Source organism: Limnospira sp. (genome assembly GCF_051859755.1).
Taxonomy (GTDB): Bacteria; Cyanobacteriota; Cyanobacteriia; order Cyanobacteriales; family Microcoleaceae; genus Limnospira; species Limnospira fusiformis.
Window position 1 is genome coordinate 19,711 of the sequence record NZ_JBIMLI010000018.1, and the last position, 17,734, is coordinate 37,444.

Consider the following 17,734-nt stretch of genomic DNA (forward strand, 5'->3'; position numbering starts at 1 on the left):
GAACCATTCCTCGGAATCATGCGCTCTCAATCTATAGGACTTTTTCTATCACACCAGATAAAACATTAGCCATAGCTTCAATGCTGTAAAACTCTTTACATCTTTCCCTGGCTTTTAATGCTCTGTTATTAGCTGCTTCTAAATCGGAAAAGATTAATTGTAACGTATCCGCAATTTGTTCAGGTGAACTAGGATCAACTAAGTAACCTGTATCCCCTAAAATTTCAGGAATATCGCCAACACGAGCAGCCAACACAGGTTTAGCCATTGCCATTCCGTCTGTAAGTTTTAAAGGAAACTGAGCTAGAGACTTGGGAGTATCTCTTTGAGGAACTACAATAATATGGGCAGCAGCTACAATTTCCGGCATAACAGTAGGTGGGGACTTGGGAATTTTGATAATCCACCGCCCCCATTTGTCTGTTAATTGACGATCATAGTCGTTATAAGGATTACCACCAACAATTACTAATCTAATATCTGGCTGATTTAAGATATCCAATGCTGTTAAAACATCTTGTAAACCTTTAGAAGGCGTGGGAGCCCCAGGAAACATTACGATACGATAATTACTTAGACCATATTTATCACGACTATTTTCTGGATTATATAGAGATGGGTCAAACAGTGCCGTATCTTTACCATTAGGTAGGTAAATACCACCAAAGCGGTCGTACAGAAACTGAGTATGAATAGTGACAGCATCAGCCTTAGCCACTAACTTTTCTGCCCATCTTAGATATATTGGATGCTCAATTTTGTGCAATGCTCCATCAGGTTCCCAGATATCCTTGAATAATTTAAATACAGAGGGTTTATATTGATACTCATCACCACCATTCCAACTTAACTCCCAATCATCAATATCTAAAATTACTGGATAGCCACTTTTGATTTTATGCAGCAAAGCTATACCTAAGCTGGGTAGTTTAACCTTATAAGCGTAAATAATATCTCCAGTAATATGATTAAGCAATTTGGGTACTGAAGTCAAAAACCTGGGATAGGACGGATGAGTGGGGATGGCAATGATTGGCACATCTGGACTAGAGCTTAACCCTTCTTTATCTCGGCGATAGAAACCAACGATTTCCACCTCACAGTCTATTTTTTTAAGGGCTTTAGCCAACAAAAATGGTCGCACAGCACCACCCCACCGGCCTGCACCTTGGGAGGATAAATCGCTAACAATTATGGAAACTTTCATTCTTATTAATGATCTCGTTTTATTTGCGACTTTGATGAAATTTACTAATTAATTAACGGATTTAGGTATGATTTTTGCTGGGGATTTTTTCAAATCATGTTAAAGGTGGTCTGGGTCTAAATAACATAAGTCTTGGGTATGAAAATTGATCTATTGTTTCCATAAATATGGGGCTTGACTCCTAACTCGAATTGGCAAATTTATGGTTTGACCTCTGTAACTCGCCAACTCAATTTGAGGTTAACCCAGAAATTCCAAAATGTCACGATCGCGATCGCACCCAATTTAGCCATATAGGCATTTAAGCCCAACACCGAAACCAACAGGTTGAGTATGATTACATTCAATCCTAACCCCATCAGGCAAATCAGATTAAATTTTAACAATCTTTTAAGTTTTCGATGACCGCCAGACTGTTGGCGAGACAAATCCCGAAAAGTCCATTGATCATTCCAGATAAAGTTATTGATAATCGCCATTTCCGCCGATAGCACTGCACTTAGGGTCAGGGGTAAACCCCAGCCATCTAATAACAGATAAAAGATAGCCATATCGACAAATAAGCCACTAAACCCGACCACTGCAAATCTGGCAAACCGACCCACTGGCCAATTATCGATCCGCAATCTTAGCAAATGCTGTAAATACTCAAAATACTGCCTACTGGTAACTTTACTATACCCCTCCTGACGTTCTTGGAACACATAGCCGACTTCCTGAATGTTAGCAATTCTCCCCCGACCCAATACCTCAATCAAAATCTTGTATCCCACGGGGTTGAGGTCGATATTAGCCAGGGTATCGCGCCGCAGCATAAAATAACCACTCATAGGATCAGAAACCCGACCCACTACCCCGGGTAAAATCATCAACCCCAGCATTTGTGCGCCACGAGACAAAATCCGTCGCGCCAAACTCCAATCACTGACCCCACCCCCAGAAACATGACGACTAGCCACAGCTAAATCAGCCCCAGACTGGATTTGCGACCACAATTGTAGTATCGTGTCTAGGGGGTGTTGTAGGTCAGCATCAATGACAGCTAAAATCTCACCCAACGCCACCTGCCAGCCTCTAATTACGGCGGTTGATAGACCCCTTTCTCCTCGGCGGCGCATAACCCGCAACTGGGGATAATAAGTAGCTATGTTGGTGGCGACTTCCCAAGTGCGATCGGGGCTATCATCGTCAATTACAATCAACTCATACTGTCTAGGAATGACTTGATCTAATAACCCGGTGAGGCGATCAATCAAGATGGGTATATTTTGGCTTTCCCGAAAAGTGGGAATAGCTACGGACAGCAGAATTGACGGACGATCCAAATCCGTTGGTTGTGGAACTTCTCCAGAAATCCTTAACGGACCTTCGGGAACAGGTAAAAGACCATAAATCTCTGGGGTGCAAGTATTGACAACTTTACCATTGTGTGGCTTCATGTCACCACAACCGGAACCGGAACTAGAAAAGGGATACATCCAGGACTCCCACACCAAATATAAGCCTAATTACCATAAGGTATTTATTGACGCATTTCAAGTTTCATAGTCGATCGCCTATAAAAGGAACACCCCCACAAGCGATCGCCACTCCGTAGGTTACAGCAACCCATAAAGCCATTGAATCAGTTCTGGTGCGCGTTTAACCCCTTCAAAACGGTCTACCGGTTGACCATTTTTAAAAAATATCAAAGTTGGGAGAGCTTCTATTTGATAATCCGAGGCAATTTTAGGATATTTATCGGTGTCAATTTTGACGATTTGGATTTGTTCTTTCATCTCTTGGTTAACTTCCTGCAAAATCGGAGCCATCATTTGACAGGGACCGCACCAAGTGGCGTAAAAGTCCACCAAAACAGGGACTTCGGAACTCTCAAGAAGTTCCTGAAAATTCTGAAACTGCTTTTTAACTGCCATAATCCCCATGAATTAGCTATTGCTCAATTTCCCATTATATATCGCTGTACCTCAAACCCCATTCCCCTTATCATAATTGAGTTGGAAGTTAACTGGAAAGGAAAAATCCCGATGGAAATGTTACCAGAATCAATGCAGCAGTTAAAACAGCAGGTGGCCTTAGTAACTGGTGCATCTAGGGGTATTGGTTCAGCGATCGCATTAGAACTGGCCCAACAAGGGGCTAAAGTAGTTGTCAACTATGCCAGTTCTAGCACAGCCGCCGAGAAAGTAGTAGCGGAAATTACCGAAGCCGGAGGAGAGGCGCGCGCCATGAAAGCGGACGTATCCCAAGCCGAGGAAGTAGATCAGCTAATCAAAGATATTGTAGACCAGTGTGGTGGCATCAATATCCTAGTCAACAACGCTGGTATCACCCGCGACACCCTATTGTTGAGGATGAAACCCTCCGACTGGGAAGCCGTAATCAACCTTAACCTAACCGGAGTGTTTCTATGCTGTCGCGCGGTAGCTAAAATCATGCTGAAAGCGCGATCGGGTAGGATCATCAATATTGCTTCCGTGGCGGGTCAAATGGGGAACCCCGGTCAAGCCAACTACAGCGCCGCCAAAGCCGGAGTCATAGGTTTAACCAAAACCCTAGCCAAAGAATTTGCGACTCGGGGAGTGTTAGTTAATGCCGTCGCCCCGGGTTTTATAGCCACAGACATGACCAAAGACTTAAAAAACACCGAAGAGATCCTGAAATTTATTCCCCTAGGTCGTTACGGTGAACCCAAAGAAGTCGCCGGGTTAGTCAGATTTTTGGCTGCTGACCCCGCCGCCGCCTATATCACGGGTCAGGTTATCAATGTTGATGGTGGCATGGTCATGGCTTAGACCTCTAACCACAGGACTAATAACTTGGGACTGTCCCCACCCCAATTTGGTACGGTTTCCACGAATTAGCACTCGTACACCATGAGTGCTAAATTGACTATTTGGAGAGCTAAATTAGGTGTAATATGGCGAAAATCGTAGCCTTTGACGAAGAATCACGGCGAGCGATCGAGCGGGGAGTCAACGCCCTAGCAGACGCAGTTCGTGTTACCCTCGGTCCAAGAGGTCGCAATGTACTGATAGAGAAAAAATTTGGCGTACCGGATATTGTCAGTGATGGAATTACCGTAGCCAAAGCGATCGAATTAGGAGATCCCCTAGAAAATACAGGCGCGCGGTTAATTCAAGAAGTAGCAGCGAAAACCAATGATGTGGCTGGAGATGGTACTACCACAGCAGCAGTTTTGGCTCAAGCCATGATACAGGAAGGCTTGAAGAATGTGGCGGCGGGTGCGAACCCCGTGGCTTTGCGGCGGGGAATTGATAAAACCGTTCAGTATCTGGTCAAAGAAATTGAATCCTTAGCTAAACCCGTCGAAGGAAGTGCGATCGAACAGGTAGCCACAGTTTCCGCCGGGAATGATAAGGAAGTGGGAGAGATGATCGCCCTAGCCATGGACAAAGTGACCAAAGACGGAGTAATCACCGTTGAGGAGTCCAAGTCCCTAACCACCGAATTAGAAGTTGTGGAAGGGATGCAAATCGATCGCGGTTATATTTCCCCCTACTTCATCACCGATAGCGAACGGATGACAGTAGAGTTAGACAATGCTCGTGTCCTGATCACCGATAAAAAAATCAGTGCCATTCAGGATATTGTTTCCGTCCTGGAAAAAGTCGCCCGTTCTGGTCAACCCCTGCTCATTATAGCCGAAGACATCGACGGGGAAGCCCTAGCCACCTTAGTTGTCAACAAAGCCCGGGGTGTGTTGAATGTAGCCGCTATTAAAGCCCCTGGTTTCGGCGAACGTCGGAAAGCCATGCTCCAAGATATTGCCATTCTTACCGGGGGTCAGTTGATTTCCGAAGAAATTGGCTTAAACTTGGAAACAGCCACCGTAGAGATGCTAGGAACAGCCACTAAAGTCACAATTAACAAGGACTCCACCACCATTGTTTCTGGTTCCGGTCATCAAGGTGAGATCCAACAGCGGGTCGAACAATTGCGTAAGCAACTGGCAGAAACTGATTCCGAATATGATCAGGAAAAACTGCAAGAACGTATTGCTAAGTTAGCTGGCGGTGTGGCGGTCATTAAAGTTGGTGCGGCTACCGAAACTGAACTGAAATCCCGTAAACTTCGTATTGAAGATGCTCTGAATGCCACTAAAGCTGCTGTGGATGAGGGAATTGTTCCCGGTGGCGGTACAACCTTAATTCACTTGGTCAAAAAGGTAGAGCAACTGGCTGCAACTTTCAGCATAGAAGAGGAAAAGCTGGGAGCTAAAATTGTGGCACGAGCTTTGGAAGCACCTCTGCGTCAAATTGCTAATAATTCAGGGGTTGAGGGTTCTGTAATTGTTGAACAAGTCCGTAACAGTGACTCTAATATTGGTTACAATGCTTTAACGGGTAACTTTGAAGACTTGATTGTGGCAGGAATTTTAGACCCAGCCAAGGTGGTTCGCTCTTCCCTGCAAAATGCTGGCTCAATTGCGGGAATGGTGATTACCACTGAGGTTCTCGTGGTTGAGAAGCCTGAGCCTAAACCAGCAATGCCAGATATGGACGGCATGGGTGGTATGGGTGGTATGGGTGGTATGGGTGGCATGGGTGGTATGGGTGGCATGGGAATGATGTAATTCCTGCCCATCAACCTATAACCTATATCCTCAGTTCATCGAATAGGGAGTCTTGCGGCTATTGGAGGACTCCCTCTCCTCCTTGTCAACTATTTGGTTTCAGCCTGGGAGTACATCCAAGCCTAGGGGTAAGTTTAGGGAAATGGTGGTTTGTTGGTTAGATTCGCTTTCAATTCTCCACTGGCCGCCATGCAGTTCTACAATACATTTAATAATACTTAGTCCTAGTCCTGAGCCTTGCTGTTCGTACAGTTTTCGCTCAAATTGTACGTGAGCGCCAATTTTACTGATTTGTTCTGGGGTCATCCCTCGACCGCGATCGCTTATTTTTAGTAATAAAAATTCCTCACCTACTTGACTAATTACCTGAATTGGTGTACCGGGTTCCGAAAATTTACAGGCATTATCAATCAATTCTACTACCACTTTTTCAAGCTGGTTAGCTGCCATCTGTACCGTGGCATTTTCTAGGTCAAATTCTAGGTCTGTCTCCCTTTGGTGTTCTTGGGCTTGTTGGGTGGCGGCTTTGATAATAACTGATTGGCTGTCTTTGACCTGAATGGATCGGAGCGATCGCACTTTTTCTACATTTAAACCGATAATTTCTAAATCTGCATATAGCAAAAAATTGATGATTAAACGATAGAGGCGGCGACCGGAAATCCGAATATCTTGCAAAATTTCCTTGATTTCATCCGGTTCAAATAAGTCTAAATTTGAGAGTAGTAACTCCGTATTACTGATGATGCCATTTAGGGGAGTTCGTAATTCATGAGGGAGGGAATGGGTGATATTTTCCCGTAATTCCCGGATCTGTATTTCCGATTGCTGTTTGATTAAAGACTGTTTTTCTAATCTGATGGCGATCGCTGTTAACAATTCTTCCATAGAACAGGGTTTAGTTAGGTAATCATCCGCTCCTAAATTCATCCCCTCCCGTAAATCATCGCGATCGGCTTTAGCCGTTAAAAATATAAACGGAATTGTCGCCGTTTCCATATGGGATCTTAACTCCTTTAATACTCCATAACCATCTAACTCAGGCATCATCACATCACAGAGAATTAAATCCGGTAAATGTTTGTGAGCCTGTTCTACACCCAACTTGCCATTCTCAGCCGAGATCACATCAAAATCTTCTATCTCCAGTAATTCTACCAAATTCTCCCGAATTGTCTCTTCATCCTCAATTACTAAAACTTTAGCCATATTAATTCTGCTTTCGTTTATTCTAATTTTGTACCTATACCTAGATCGGTTAAATCAGTTAATAGGTTCAATTATGCCATATTTAGATATTTAGGAAACCTCTGTGATTGGCAAAATCACTGTAAATGTGGTTCCCTGTCCTAATTCACTGTCAACAGTAATCTCTCCTCCATGCAAATCTACAGCTTGCTTAACAATAGATAATCCTAATCCTGTACCTTTGATGTTTCCGACATTAGAACCACGTTCAAAGGCTTGAAATAGCTTTTGTTTATACTCTGGTGGTAAACCTATACCCGCATCCTTAATCCGAAAAATTATCTGATTTTCTTGGCGAATAACATCAAAATTAATCACCCCACCATCGGGAGAATATTTGATAGCATTGGATAATAAATTAGCTAGAATATGACCCAGCAATTTGTCATCTAACATGATCGGATCATCTAAATCTCCCGAGGTTCTTAATTCGAGTTTGTGTTGGTCATTCACTTGCACCATTAACTGGTCTATTAAGAGTTGGATCAACTTGACCACATTAACTAACTTAGGAGCAAAAGTCAATTTTCCCGAACTAGACTTACTTAATGTTAAGACATCTTCTAGTAATTGATTCATACTATTAATTGATGACTGGATTCGCTGAAAATGTTTAAGTTTTTTCTGCTCATCTAGTTTCGAGTCATATTTAGCTAACAAATCCGTAGACATTTGAATAGAAGTTAGAGGGTTTTTTAAATCATGGGATGCTATGGATAACAGTCGTGTTTTTTCAGCTTCTAACTCCTGAAATAAATTCAGAGATTCCTTGACTTGTACTTCCTGCTCATATCTCTTTAATGCCATGCGAATAGCTGCATGAACTTCTCGCTCCTTAAAAGGCTTTAAAAGATAACCATAAGACCCAGTAGATTCAGCTCTTTCTAGGGTACTATCATCAGCATAAGCCGTCAGGTAAATTACCGGAGTTCCATATTGTTCATGAATTTTAGCGGCGGTTTCAATACCATCCATATCCCCTTTAATAACAATATCCATTAATACTAAATCAGGGTTAGTTTCCGCCACTTTGGCGATCGCCGCTAGTCCCGAAGAAACAATCCCCACTACAGTATATCCCAAAGACTTGAGTTTTCTGGCCAATCCTTTAGCAATTAATAACTCATCCTCGACAATCAGAATTTGGACAGTGTTCATGGTATTGCACCTAGTTGGTTTGGTATGCTGAAAATTATCGTAATTATACAAAATTGATCACCATTATTGATGTTCTCATATAACAACTTAATAATTTCAATATCTTTGTCTATAGGACAATTCCGAGAAAATCAGTTTAAATGCTGTTCCCTCGGTTACGTCCAATAGTTCTAAGTTTCCTTCTATCTGCTCAGTCAGGGTCCAGATCAACTCCATTCCTAGGGATTCCACATTGCGAATATCTAGTCCTTCTGGAATACCGACCCCATTATCCCGGATAATCAAAGTAATAATACCAAGATCATCTTGATGAAGTTCTAACCCAAGTTTACCAGGACGTTCATCGACAAAGGCGTGTTTAAAAGCATTAGATATCAGCTCATTGACAATTAAACTACAAGGGTTAGCTGTTTCCAGGTTAAGTTCAACGGATTCTATATCTAATTCTAAGTCAACTGTGTGAGCTTCTGTCCCGTAAGAGTCAAATAGTTGCTCAACTAAATCATTGAGATAGTCGCCAAAGTTAATCCTATCCAGACCTGTTGACTTATATAGTTTTTCGTGAATCAGAGCCATAGATTGAATGCGTTGTTGGCTATCTGACAAAAGTTTGATTACTTCTGGGTTGTCCGTGTAATCCGATTGAAACTCTAATAAATTGGAAACTACCAGCAAGTTATTTTTCACTCGGTGGTGAATTTCTTTCAGCAAAATTTCTTTTTCTTTAAGGGAGTTCATTAATTGTTCTTCAGCGTGTTGGCGTTCGATCGCCGTTGCTAAAACATTAGCTACACTTTGCAGAAAGTGTACATCCTCCTGCACAAATTCTCTAGTTTCGGTCGTATAAACCCCCAAAATGCCATAATAGGAATTTTGGCTTTCAATGGGAATACTGATCCCATTAATATGGGGAAACTGATAAATATTTGACGACGGTTCTATTCCTAGGTTAAGGTGGTGGCTAGGAGAGGGTGTAGTTGATGATGATTCAGGTAAAATAAATGAGTAAACCTGGTGATATTTGTCAGTTTTTAAGCGATGATTATGGGTGTGTTGATGGTTAGCGATCGCCACCGTCAGGCGATCGGGTTCAGACACCCGTATTTCTAATAACTTACAATAATCCACCTGTAAACATCGACCCACCATCCCGACAATATCCTGAATTAATATTTCCGAGTCAATACCCAAGAGAGCTTTTTGTCCAACTTCAGCTACCATAGCCTGCTGATAAGCCTTAGTCGCAATTTCCGCCTCAATTTTTTGTCGCTCCGCAATTTCAACTCGCAACTTTTCGTTAGTTTCTTGTAGTTGAGATGTTCGCTGTTCCACCAGCATTTCTAAGTCTTGGTTCAATTCTTGCAGAGATTTTTCAGCGGATTTTAGTTCACTAATATCAGTGAGAGTTCCCACAAAACCAACTATTTCATCATCATCATTTAGCTCAGGAACAGCTTGGGAAAAAACCCAAACCACCTGGCCTTCACCATGACAAAAACGATATTCTAACTGAAACATTTGATGATTATTAACGCATTTATTCCATTCATTAATTACCCGCTCTCGGTCATCAGGATGAAGCCTTTTAGTCCAACCATGCCCAAACATTTCCATGACTGAACAGCCAACCAAATCACATCCACGCTCATTGATATAGACAAATTTACCTTCAGCATCAGTCCGAAATATCCCCACCGGAGAAATGTCTGTAAGAGTCGCATAGCGAGCCTCACTTTCTCGCAAAGCATCCTCAACCTGACAACGTTCAATTTCTAATAATTCCCGTTCCGTAACATCTTGAACTAATGACAAAATCGATATAATCTGATGGGACTCATCCCGTAATACTGAGTTATACCATTCACAGTAGATTACTCTCCCGTCTTTGGTATAGTTACGATTCTTACAAATATTTTTATTGGTTTTTTCCCCGATTAAATCACCGATAACTGTTTCTACTAATTGTAAGTCTTCTTCAAAAACGATTTGCCATTCTCCCCAATGAATACCTATGATTTCTTCAGCCTTCCACCCAAAGATTTTTTCCGCTTGCTTTCCCCAATATTGTACCTTAAATTCTGGGTCCCATTCAATCACAGCTAGAGGAGAATTTTCCACGTGCGATCGCATTGTTTTATGAGCTTTTAATAGCTCCTTTTCTGAATGTTTTTTTTGCTCCAAAGACTTAGTGAGCATTTGATTAATTTTTTGCAGCTCAAAGGTACGTTCTTGCACCCGTTGTTCCAATTCCGCCGTCAGAGTTTGTAAAGCTGATTCAGCTCGCTTATTTTCAGTAATATCACGAGCCACCCAAGCCACAGATTCCGAGGAAATCGGGGAGATATTTGCCGAAAACCACAAGCAATTACCTTCTACATTCAGATGATATTCAAAATTGATAATAGTACCTACTGTTAAACATTGATTAACTTTTTCAACAAAGATATTGTGGGGGTCAGCCGGAGAAAATAGTTCCCGAGTCTGATTAATTATCTTATATGTATCACCTGCATACTTTTGACCTAAGTATTGATGATAATTTTGCAGAGACTTGGGCGGCACATAAATAGAATTACTGCGAGTATTAATAATCAGAATAATATCAGTCAAAGCATCAAAAAATGTCCGAATATTTGGCTCCGAAGTTCGCAATTTGTTTTCAATCATACGGATCATACCCCGTTGACTGATTTCCCCCTGTAGTTTAGCATTGGTATTTTGTAATTGGTCCTTAAATTTTGCTAGTTGCTGTTGTAGAGTTGTGGGGTGAATTCTACTGGTAATCTGGGGATGAGGGGAATCAATAATTTGTTCTAATACTCGTGACTTCGTAATAATTCCGGTCAAATAATCTTGATCATCTATAACGGGGATATGGTGAATTTTATGGATTTGTAATTGTTGAATAATTGCATAAATGTCCAGCTCATCTGCTTCTCGCCAGACTACAGGGGGTTGTCTCATCACTTCAGACACAACCAAGTCCCCCGGATTTTCGCCCGCACCAATTAGCTGCACCACGTCCCGTTCCGTCCACATACCCACCAATTTACCATCTTCCACCACCAGTACACAACTGTTAGGGGGGAAGTTTTCTGTTCCCCACTGGTCTGATGGTTCCTGACTCATTAAAGCCATGACCTCCATGAGGGAGGTATTAGGAACAACCGTTAGGGGGTCTCTATGGATGATGTCGTTTAATGTTGGAGTGGACATAAACCAAGGTTTAATAGTGGGTGTAGACATTAGTTGCGCTACTCTACTTGAGAAGGCATTAGCATCAATACTAATAAGATAACAAATTATCCTATTTTCAGCGCTATTGTTATAACTACTTGGGTAATTAATAGCTTAATCAATTTAATGATAGTATAGTCAACAAACTGTGATATAATAGTTATGAGCAGTTTTGCTTATCTATATTTTGAGTCTACCCTAACTTGTTTGTAAATCTTGACTTGTCATAGGCGATCTTCACCTAATTTTAATTTATACTTAAACCCGAAACCAAATTGAGTAATAGTTTTCATGAAAACCAAATCTTGGTCTTTAATGGCAGGTGTAGCTGTGACCGCATTTTCTTGGGGAATAGTCCCAGCTTGGGCGGAAAATTGGATTTTATGGGTGAGGCTGCCACCGGGGAAGATGTATATGTGAATGCTGATAGTATTTCACGCAACCGGGAAGGACTGAGATTTATTTATAGCATTGGTGAAGAAACCATCTATGCAATAGCTTACTGTGACTCACGCACCTGGTATGTCAGCGGTTACGATGAAGTATATTCCCCAAACAGTCACGCTACCTCTGATATGATTGATTATGTCTGTTCCCAGGAATAACCAGTCTCAGTAATCTTTTAACCACAATTTAACTATCCATGGGGAGTCAATAAACCGGAGATTTATTACTGCGGGTATAGTACCAAAGTCAAACCCTTGGAAATCCTCAAATATGGATGATATAAAGGCTATCAATTGAGTAACTGGTGAAATGGGCGGGATGTCCGTTGCTGTATATGCCGCCCTATTTTTCATATCAAGCTAAACCAGCGGCTTTAATTGTCTGCATAAGCCTGTCCATATTGATGACAATATTAATATTTTTGCCGATAAGTTTCGGTTCATTTTCCGGCAAATTATCTCCTAATATAGGATAATATTCCAGTTCACAAATACCACTCAATAACCGATAAATTGACGGACAATAATCTGGTGATAAGATTTCAATAACTGTGGTACCAGTTTGACAGAAAGCTAAATTAGTTAGTCCTGCATTATGTGGACTAATAATCACTTCAGAAGTAGCGAAAAGTTCCGCTTGTTGTTTAAGAGTCATTGATTCTAATTGTACTGGTTTAATATTAAACTGTGTTAGGCATTCTATCACCTGGGAATTATTCAAGACCTGGCGAGATTGTGCTAAGGTGCGATCTATATAAATTCGCTGTTTAGTATCCCCCAGACTCGGACAAAAAGTGTGTTTGAGAAAATCACAATTCCACTGGCTAATTTGTAAGCCTCGGTGGGATGAAAGGTTAGGAGTTGGGATAATTATTTGCGCGGCTTTCAGATGATTGATATCTTTATTGCTGATGATTTTTTCGGGTGGAATTTTGAGGGTCTCTAAAGCCTGTTTCTGGTAAGGTGTCTCCCAAGCATTTACCACAAATTTATCAATTGAGTTCAGGTCAATTCCCGCAGCTTCTAATAAATGAAAACGGGCGATAATATCTAACATCCAGTGAAAATATCCCGCCCCAAAACGCACGGATAAAAAGGCAACCACACCATCAATTTCATGGGGTGGCGGTAGGTGTTCGGATACGGCGACAAACTCCGCCCCACCACTAGCTAAATCAGTGACTAATTTGCCATCATCTGTGAAAACTGCACTGGTCGCCATATCTCCCCACACGCGCCCATTTTCCACAATAGCCACCCCGAAATCTCCGGTTGATATCTGACAGGTTGTAAATGTTTCGGGAAGGTTAGCAATTAAAATATTAGCGGGTTTAATCTCAATAGTCTGGGCTGGGTATATGGGGATGTATTGAATACGGGGATGACTTGGGCTGGTTGTGGTTTGTTCTGATAAATTAGGCAATATTTGCTCGATCAACTTTGATGATAATTTCTGAAAAACTATGGCATTATTTGCCTCGTCACTTAAACCTTTATTCTGTAGTATTTCACTAAAATAATAATATGCTTTTAGAAAGTCTGGCTTCCGTTTTAATCCCTCTATACATAGGTCTTGTAATTCTTGCCAACGTTGCTTTTCGGTTAACAGTTGTGCGAGAATACCATAAAGCCATATTAACTCTGGTTTCAGTTCGATCGCTTTTTGATAAGCCACGATCGCCTCATCAATATGACCTGCTAATTTCAGTGCGTGACCTAATTTTTGATGTAACCAAGAAAGTTGAGGATTGAGTGTAATGGCTTGGCGATAATTAGCGATCGCTTCTTCAATTTCTCCCGTTTCTAGTAAGCTATCTCCTAAACTCATATACAGCCAATCTACATCAGGTTTTAAAGCGATCGCCTGACCACAGACCGGAATTAATTCCGACCATTTTTCCTGAGTTTTCAAAACTTGGGCTAGTCCATAATAATAGTAAAACTGGTTCGGGTTAATTTCGATAGCCTTTTGATAGCATTTAACCGCCTCTTCCCACCTTTCCTGTTGTTTAAAAATTCCCCCTAAATGATGATAAAATACATCCGATTGATTAGGATAATTGACAATTGCTTTTTGATAAATAGCGATCGCCTTTTCTAATTGCTGTTGCTGTTGTAACTGATTCCCCAAATTCAGATAATCTTGAAAACTCACCGGGTCAGCACTTAACAAAATAGCTTTACACCAATATTCTGTCGCCCTTTCTGGCTGACCACATTGGGTAAACACCTTAGCCAAATTACGATAGAACCCCGCCATATTAGGGCGAATTTCCAGAGCCTTTTCATAGGCATTTATCGCCTCATTCCAGCGTTTATTTTGGGCGTAAAGACTTCCTAAATTAGCATAAACTTCCGCCATATTAGGCGCGATTTTCAAAGCACTATGATAACAAGACTCCGCCGCCATAAAATCCCCTTGTAACTGTCTTATCGTCCCCAAAGTTTTATAAGACAACGCAAAATTAGGGTCGATTTTTAACGCTTGTTCACAACAGTTAATCGACTCCCCCCAATTTCTTTCATTTAAATAGGAAACCGCTTTTTCATTGAGTCGGATAACTTCCGGTTGCACATTTTCATAATTTGACATTTTACAGTCACTCCCATTTAATCAAAATTTAACCTTGTCCATCTGTGCAAATACCACTATTATAAACCCAGTTTATGGATTTTAGCCAGAGCCTTTTCAGCCGCCTTTTTACTAGCCTCTTTTTTACTGGAACCTTTACCCTCTCCATAAACCTTACCCTGAACCATAACCTGGACAGTGAACTGTTTTTTGTGGTCGGCTCCTTCCTCCTTAATTGTTTCATATTCTGGTGTAATTGGACCTATATTTTTTTGCACCCATTCCTGTAATCTATTTTTCGAGTCCGCCGCCACTTTCCCCGAATTACCTTGAGAAAGCGAAGTAATTTCAGCTATCACCGAATCGAACAAAGGTTGTAGAAATTCCTGTACTTTCTTCATCCCAGAATCCAAAAAATAAGCCCCAATCATCGCCTCAAACGTATTGCTTAATAAGGAAGGATTTAGCGCCGCCCCTTTCCCTAATCTGATATATTGTTGTAGGGCTAATTTTTCCGCAAACTTAGCCAACTGCTTATTTTCCACCAAAGCCGATCGCAACTTAGTTAAATCACCTTCATTCCTGACACTTTTATACTTATTATAAAGATACTCCCCCGATATAAAATTTAACACCGAATCCCCCAAAAACTCCAACAATTCATTATCCCGCTTAACTTCCTTCGGGTGTTCATATAGATAGGAACTGTGAGTTAAGGCGTGATTGAGTAAATCCACATTTTGAAAAGGTATTTTTTTCAGCAATTTCGATAATTCTCGCCGCAGTTTTTTTTCTCGGTCAGGATCCATATTTTGGTCTTCGATAATTTTACTTAACATAATCTCCTGATGTTGTTTTAATTGATTAATTATGGAGTTTTCAGCCTGAAAAGCCGTCAACAGCAGCACCATGTTATCTATAGCACGTTCCGTATATCGGTGAGAAAATTCATTCCCATGAGCCCAGTTATTCCTAAGTTGAATTAACTCAAATATTATCCCCCTATGTTGATTATCCACATTTTCATTGTTTTTAAAAATACTATCCCATTTATTCGATATAACTTGCAGTAATGCTCCGATATCTTGAGATAGCCTCTCCTCCAATTCTCGCTTTTTCATGTTTTTGTATTTGGTGATATATTTTTGAGCTTCCTCCTGCCATTGGTCTGAATATTTGTTTGTCATTTCCTGTTTAAACGGAGGATATAAGCCCTCAGCTAATAACTCTAAAGCGTCCCCAATTCTTTCTTTATTGCTAATCATCATTTGCTATCTAATAATTAATTAGCGACTATTATAGCTAATCTTCCTAAACAGGTTATTGATATAGCTGGCTATTCATAACTTCTGATAATCTATCAATCTCCAAGTTATTTGATTTTCAAAAGAATGTTAAGAATTATTACAAATTTATTGAAAATTGCTCGCAAAAAGTTGACGAGATTCTGGGGGTTATGATACCATCAAATAAATCGCACCCAAGGGCTTTCTCTGTCTTTCTGCAAAAATAGAGCCTACAACCCCGATTATATCGCGATTAACATTATTCTCTCACGAAAATATTAAACTGGCGATGCACGAGTTTTCTGGCGAAAAGCGATCGCCTTTTTTATGCCTATTGACAAAAACGCCACTTTGTGGATTCTTAATTGTTGATAATTGACTGATATCCTAGGTGATGTGGATGGTCAGAGTCAAAAATCAAAATATGAGACTTGAGGAAGCGGTTGAATTTGCCGAAAACCCGGAACCCCGGTGTCCCTGTGTGTTATTGCTAGACACATCAGCATCTATGCAGGGAGAACCCCTAGATGGTCTCAATGCAGGATTAATGACTTTTAGGGAGAACCTAATCAAAGACGAACTCGCCAAAAAACGGGTCGAGATCGCCATCATCACCTTTGATAACCAGGTAAAAATCATCCAGGATTTTGTCACAGCCGATCGCTTTGAACCCCCCCTGTTAAACGCCCAGGGTCAAACCTATATGGGAACAGCCATAGGGGAGGCTTTAGACATGATTGCCAGTCGCAAAGCGGAGTATCGCAATAATGGGATTACCTACTATCGTCCTTGGGTGTTCATGATTACCGACGGCGAACCCCAGGGAGAAAGCGATCGCATTACAGAACAGGCCATTAAACGCATTCGAGACGAGGAAGCCAACAAACAGGTCGCATTCTTTGCGGTAGGCGTAGAAGGGGCTAATATGGAGCGCTTAGGAGAGATGGCCCAACGAACCCCCCTGAAACTGAAAGGGTTAGATTTTCGGGAAATGTTCATTTGGCTATCCGCCAGTATGCAAACAGTTTCTCACTCCAAAGTTGACGAACAGGTAGCCCTACCACCGCCAGGATGGGGAACTGTCTAGCCAAAAACTCATGCGATCGCAGACCTTTTACCATGAACCCAAATTCTGCCTACTGGCAAATTATCTCAGCTTCCGTGGCCGGAACCAGTCACGAAAAGCAAGCCATTCCCTGTCAAGATGCTCATATCTATCGGGAGATTGACCCCCATCAATTTATTGTCGCTGTAGCCGATGGTGCGGGTTCAGCTTCCCTGGCTGATGTGGGAGCCCAACTAGCAGTTAAAACCGCCACCCAATTAATCGAAGAGTATCTATCCTCCGTCGATGACACCGCCGCCGTGGACTGGAACAGTCAATTGTTAGCTGTTGTTAGCCAAACCAAACAGGCGATCGAAGCCGAAGCCGACCACAGGGATATATTGGCGCGGGAACTAGCAACGACATTAATTTTAGGGGTAATTACCGCTTCCACCATTGCTGTAGTTCAGATAGGTGATGGCGCGGTGGTAGTTGAAGATCAACAGGGAACTTTGATGGCTTTAACTATTCCCGCCAGTGGAGAATATTTAAACGAAACCACCTTTCTGGTTTCCCCGAATGCGTTAGAATCTGCTCAAATTCAGGTATGGTCTGGAATGCCTAAGTATTTGGCTATATTTTCCGATGGTTTACAAATGTTAGGATTAAAAATGCCTGAAGGAAAACCGCACGCTCCGTTTTTTTCTCCTCTATTTCAATTTGTGGAAACTATCTGCGATCGCACAGAAGCCGAACAACAGTTAATTTCATTTTTGCGATCGCCTAGGGTAAATCAGCGCACCGATGATGATTTAACCCTGATTTTAGCTGCCAAAAAGCCAACATCATCCCAATAAACGCCATTACAATATGTACAGCCGTAACTCTCTACGGGAACCCCAAGGGCTATAATATACCAAATATAGACTCTTATTATA

13 protein-coding genes are annotated in these 17,734 nt (G+C 41.5%); 5 read left to right on the forward strand and 8 right to left on the reverse strand.

Going from position 1 to position 17,734, the window contains the following annotated elements; all coding sequences use genetic code 11:
* Positions 1–31 precede the first annotated feature (31 nt).
* From ACTIE0_RS05245 to trxA, 3 genes are all read right to left on the reverse strand, one after another.
* Positions 32–1,207: a glycosyltransferase gene (locus ACTIE0_RS05245; RefSeq protein ID WP_006669695.1), complete on the reverse strand. Its 1,176-nt coding sequence runs from the start codon at positions 1,205–1,207 to the stop codon at positions 32–34.
* A 200-nt stretch (positions 1,208–1,407) separates the two neighbouring features.
* Entirely contained in the window at positions 1,408–2,685 is a 1,278-nt protein-coding gene (locus tag ACTIE0_RS05250) for a glycosyltransferase (protein ID WP_006669694.1), read from the reverse strand.
* Positions 2,686–2,805: 120 nt separating this feature from the next.
* Positions 2,806–3,132 (reverse strand): thioredoxin, encoded by a 327-nt coding sequence (gene trxA, locus ACTIE0_RS05255; protein WP_006669693.1) that lies wholly within the window; start codon positions 3,130–3,132, stop codon positions 2,806–2,808.
* Between the two features lie 102 nt (positions 3,133–3,234).
* Here trxA and fabG point away from each other — a divergent pair, with 102 nt between their 5' ends.
* Together fabG and groL are read left to right on the forward strand one after the other, a co-directional pair.
* Positions 3,235–4,002 carry a 3-oxoacyl-[acyl-carrier-protein] reductase gene (gene fabG / locus ACTIE0_RS05260; protein ID WP_006669692.1) on the forward strand — a complete coding sequence of 256 codons (768 nt, stop codon included), beginning with the start codon at positions 3,235–3,237 and terminating at the stop codon, positions 4,000–4,002.
* 125 nt (positions 4,003–4,127) lie between these two features.
* Complete coding sequence (gene groL, locus ACTIE0_RS05265; RefSeq protein ID WP_006625833.1) at positions 4,128–5,804, forward strand: chaperonin GroEL; 1,677 nt, start codon at positions 4,128–4,130, stop codon at positions 5,802–5,804.
* Positions 5,805–5,903: 99 nt separating this feature from the next.
* On the opposite strand, the gene ACTIE0_RS05270 is transcribed toward groL, so the two are convergent.
* The 3 genes from ACTIE0_RS05270 to ACTIE0_RS05280 all read right to left on the reverse strand — a co-directional run bounded on the left by ACTIE0_RS05270 (position 5,904) and on the right by ACTIE0_RS05280 (position 11,456).
* Positions 5,904–7,013 (reverse strand): hybrid sensor histidine kinase/response regulator, encoded by a 1,110-nt coding sequence (locus ACTIE0_RS05270; RefSeq protein WP_006625834.1) that lies wholly within the window; start codon positions 7,011–7,013, stop codon positions 5,904–5,906.
* 90 nt (positions 7,014–7,103) lie between these two features.
* On the reverse strand, positions 7,104–8,210 hold the full coding sequence (locus ACTIE0_RS05275) for a hybrid sensor histidine kinase/response regulator (protein ID WP_006625835.1): 1,107 nt from the start codon (positions 8,208–8,210) through the stop codon (positions 7,104–7,106).
* A gap of 96 nt (positions 8,211–8,306) precedes the next feature.
* Positions 8,307–11,456, reverse strand: coding sequence for a PAS domain S-box protein (locus tag ACTIE0_RS05280; protein WP_006669691.1), 3,150 nt, complete (start codon positions 11,454–11,456; stop codon positions 8,307–8,309).
* Positions 11,457–11,722: 266 nt separating this feature from the next.
* On the opposite strand from ACTIE0_RS05280, the gene ACTIE0_RS05285 reads away from it, so the two are divergent.
* The gene (locus ACTIE0_RS05285; RefSeq protein ID WP_231296390.1) at positions 11,723–12,052 is read left to right on the forward strand and encodes a hypothetical protein; all 330 of its coding nucleotides are present in this window, start codon (positions 11,723–11,725) and stop codon (positions 12,050–12,052) included.
* 196 nt (positions 12,053–12,248) lie between these two features.
* Here ACTIE0_RS05285 and ACTIE0_RS05290 read toward each other — a convergent pair whose 3' ends face one another.
* Entirely contained in the window at positions 12,249–14,486 is a 2,238-nt protein-coding gene (locus ACTIE0_RS05290; protein WP_006669689.1) for a tetratricopeptide repeat protein, read from the reverse strand.
* 59 nt (positions 14,487–14,545) lie between these two features.
* Positions 14,546–15,733 (reverse strand): ribonuclease III, encoded by a 1,188-nt coding sequence (gene rnc, locus ACTIE0_RS05295; protein ID WP_006669688.1) that lies wholly within the window; start codon positions 15,731–15,733, stop codon positions 14,546–14,548.
* 442 nt (positions 15,734–16,175) lie between these two features.
* Between rnc and ACTIE0_RS05300 the strand changes: the two genes are divergently transcribed.
* Both ACTIE0_RS05300 and ACTIE0_RS05305 read left to right on the forward strand, forming a co-directional pair.
* Positions 16,176–16,838 (forward strand): vWA domain-containing protein, encoded by a 663-nt coding sequence (locus ACTIE0_RS05300; RefSeq protein WP_039933273.1) that lies wholly within the window; start codon positions 16,176–16,178, stop codon positions 16,836–16,838.
* Between the two features lie 32 nt (positions 16,839–16,870).
* Entirely contained in the window at positions 16,871–17,653 is a 783-nt protein-coding gene (locus ACTIE0_RS05305) for a PP2C family serine/threonine-protein phosphatase (RefSeq protein ID WP_006625841.1), read from the forward strand.
* The last annotated feature ends 81 nt before the right edge of the window (positions 17,654–17,734 follow it).

Coding starts and splice junctions, on each gene's coding strand:
- ACTIE0_RS05245 (WP_006669695.1), bottom strand. CDS start 1,207: ATGAAAGTTTCCATAATTGTTAGCGATTTATCCTCCCAAGGTGCAGGC.
- ACTIE0_RS05250 (WP_006669694.1), bottom strand. CDS start 2,685: ATGTATCCCTTTTCTAGTTCCGGTTCCGGTTGTGGTGACATGAAGCCA.
- trxA (WP_006669693.1), bottom strand. CDS start 3,132: ATGGGGATTATGGCAGTTAAAAAGCAGTTTCAGAATTTTCAGGAACTT.
- fabG (WP_006669692.1), top strand. CDS start 3,235: ATGGAAATGTTACCAGAATCAATGCAGCAGTTAAAACAGCAGGTGGCC.
- groL (WP_006625833.1), top strand. CDS start 4,128: ATGGCGAAAATCGTAGCCTTTGACGAAGAATCACGGCGAGCGATCGAG.
- ACTIE0_RS05270 (WP_006625834.1), bottom strand. CDS start 7,013: ATGGCTAAAGTTTTAGTAATTGAGGATGAAGAGACAATTCGGGAGAAT.
- ACTIE0_RS05275 (WP_006625835.1), bottom strand. CDS start 8,210: ATGAACACTGTCCAAATTCTGATTGTCGAGGATGAGTTATTAATTGCT.
- ACTIE0_RS05280 (WP_006669691.1), bottom strand. CDS start 11,456: ATGTCTACACCCACTATTAAACCTTGGTTTATGTCCACTCCAACATTA.
- ACTIE0_RS05290 (WP_006669689.1), bottom strand. CDS start 14,486: ATGTCAAATTATGAAAATGTGCAACCGGAAGTTATCCGACTCAATGAA.
- rnc (WP_006669688.1), bottom strand. CDS start 15,733: ATGATGATTAGCAATAAAGAAAGAATTGGGGACGCTTTAGAGTTATTA.
- ACTIE0_RS05300 (WP_039933273.1), top strand. CDS start 16,176: ATGAGACTTGAGGAAGCGGTTGAATTTGCCGAAAACCCGGAACCCCGG.
- ACTIE0_RS05305 (WP_006625841.1), top strand. CDS start 16,871: ATGAACCCAAATTCTGCCTACTGGCAAATTATCTCAGCTTCCGTGGCC.